Raw genomic sequence first — 2,190 nt, 5'->3', positions numbered from 1 at the left:
ATAAAACGGTACATTAGGTAATTCCGTTATTAACTTCACCAGGTACTGATACCGAAGAAAGGCGAGCAATCAACCAATCAAAAAATTCATCAATAATGGGTTTTGCTTCCATTCATTACTGCTTTAAGCTTGAGCAGGTTTTTCTTAAGTAAATTTTAAGATACCATGTAAAAAGTGAGGCAGTTTGTCATGGAGGAAAGTGCTAAACAAACCCGAAAATTAATTTTTCTGGGTTCTTTGCTTTCTGTATTATAATTATTCTGCCTGCATTTTCTTTTTAAACATTGCAATTGCTACTACCGATATGATGATGGCATAACCAAACACCCACCAGATATGAGGGAAAATATCACCGTATTCACCAGTAAGAGCAGCTTTTCCCATTTCGACTGCATGAACAAATGGGAAAATAAATGCAACGTCTTTGAATAGGCCACCAATCAGGTTTAAGTCAATCCATGCGCCCGAAAGCCATGCAGATAAATTGGTCAGTAGTGCTCCACAAATACCTACAGCTGCTCTTTCACTTAACAGCGTTCCACATAATAGCCCAATCCCTATAAAAATAATTGATGTTGGAATGAGTAAAGCTAGTGCCACAATCATAGAAAGAGAGATGGATAACCCCATAAACATCGCAACAATATAACAAACAATTCCCTGTACAAGCGACATCATTAGTAAAGGTAAAGAATAGCCCATAATAAAATCTGTTGATGTCATAGGTGTTGTGAAAAGCCTTGTTAAAAATGAGCTTGCTCGGTCTTTCGATAAAACTTGTGCGGCAAAGAGAGCCATGAAGGATAGACCAAATACCGCGATACCAGGAGTAAGTGAATCAATATTAAAAAGATCAACTGGAATGCTACGATTAATTGCGGATAACAGCAGTAATAACACAACCGGGAAGCCGATTCCAAAAAAGAGTGATAGTGGGTCCCTTAAAATTTCCTTTGTCGTTCTGTTTGCAAATACGAGCATTCTCATTGGATATCACCTTCCGTTACAAAATACACAAATGCATCCTCAAAGCTCACTGTGTTAGCCTTTTCAATAAGCTCTTGAGCCGAACCAATTGCTTTAATTTGCCCGTCTTTCATAATGCAAATACGGTCAGACAATGCCTCTGCTTCCTCTAAATAATGCGTCGTTAATATAATGGTTGTTTTTTCCTTCAGTTTTTTTATTAAAGCCCAAAGTTCACGGCGTCCGATAATATCTAATCCAAGGGTCGGCTCATCTAAAAATAAAATCCGCGGCTCACTAATTAAAGCCATAGCGATGCTCAATTTGCGTTGCCAACCACCTGATAATGTTTTGCTGCGTTGCTTTTCAAAAGGCTGCAATGAAAACTGAGCAATCATTTCATCGGTTATTATCCTTGTTTTCTCTTTATTAAAGCCGTGTACTCCAGCCATTAACTCTAAATTTTCACGTACCGTTAGATTGGGTGCAATCGCCGTCTCTTGTGGGGATACCGCAATCGCAGTACGTACTTGCTCTGGCTCATTTATAATACTTTTCCCTAACAATGTTGCATCTCCGCTCGAAGGCTTTGTTAGACACGAAAGCATTTTAATCAATGTCGTTTTTCCTGCACCATTAACACCAAGAAGGCCAAATAATTCCGTTTCTTGAATTGAAAAAGAGACGTGGTCAACAGCATTTTTAGTACCATATGTTTTCGTTAGGGAGTTGATTGTAATAGCGTTGTTCATTTATCTTCCTCCTGTTTAAAATGGTTTACCATATTGAAAAAGCTACTCAACATTTGTTCAGGTACAATCGCAAGACCACGCTCTTCATCCCCCAAGATAATTAGCGTATCTCCTGGATTTAATTGAAACAGTTCCCGTGCTTTTTTAGGAATAACAATTTGTCCTCGTTCACCTAGTGTGGCTGTACCAAAAAAATGCTTTCCTTTCGGTGGTAAACCGAAGCCATTTTCTTGTTGTTTAAAACGAACAAGATTATCTAATGTAACATTGTAAAGCTTCGCGAGCTCCATACAATATTGGATATCGGGTGTAGAGTCCCCTTTTTCCCATTTGGCTATCACCTGTCGAGACACATTTAAACGTTCTGCTACTTCTTCTTGTGTAAGTTGATGCTGTATACGCAATGCTTTAATATTCATATTAATCATTTTTTTCATACCTCCAAATTATATTATCAACAAATTTACCGGCA

3 protein-coding genes are annotated in these 2,190 nt (G+C 38.1%); all 3 read right to left on the bottom strand.

Translation table 11 applies throughout. The features are described from left to right. Positions 1–255: 255 nt before the first annotated feature. The 3 genes from AC52RT_RS13815 to AC52RT_RS13805 are packed head-to-tail and all read right to left on the bottom strand — an operon-like array spanning position 256 to position 2,146. Positions 256–987, bottom strand: coding sequence for an ABC transporter permease (locus tag AC52RT_RS13815; protein ID WP_495541279.1), 732 nt, complete (start codon positions 985–987; stop codon positions 256–258). Beyond that, a complete protein-coding gene (locus tag AC52RT_RS13810) occupies positions 984–1,718 on the bottom strand; it encodes an ABC transporter ATP-binding protein (RefSeq protein WP_495541278.1) in 735 nt (244 codons plus the stop codon). The genes AC52RT_RS13815 and AC52RT_RS13810 overlap by 4 nt, the downstream gene beginning before the upstream one ends. Continuing rightward, the gene (locus tag AC52RT_RS13805) at positions 1,715–2,146 is read right to left on the bottom strand and encodes a helix-turn-helix domain-containing protein (RefSeq protein ID WP_495541277.1); all 432 of its coding nucleotides are present in this window, start codon (positions 2,144–2,146) and stop codon (positions 1,715–1,717) included. Before AC52RT_RS13805 ends, AC52RT_RS13810 begins: the two co-directional genes overlap by 4 nt. Between the last annotated feature and the right edge of the window lie 44 nt (positions 2,147–2,190).

Source organism: Peribacillus sp. (assembly GCF_059453735.1).
The sequence above is the reverse complement of the archived record's forward strand: the minus strand, read 5'-3'. Positions and strand labels throughout refer to the sequence as shown.

Coding starts and splice junctions, on each gene's coding strand:
- AC52RT_RS13815 (WP_495541279.1), bottom strand. CDS start 987: ATGAGAATGCTCGTATTTGCAAACAGAACGACAAAGGAAATTTTAAGG.
- AC52RT_RS13810 (WP_495541278.1), bottom strand. CDS start 1,718: ATGAACAACGCTATTACAATCAACTCCCTAACGAAAACATATGGTACT.
- AC52RT_RS13805 (WP_495541277.1), bottom strand. CDS start 2,146: ATGATTAATATGAATATTAAAGCATTGCGTATACAGCATCAACTTACA.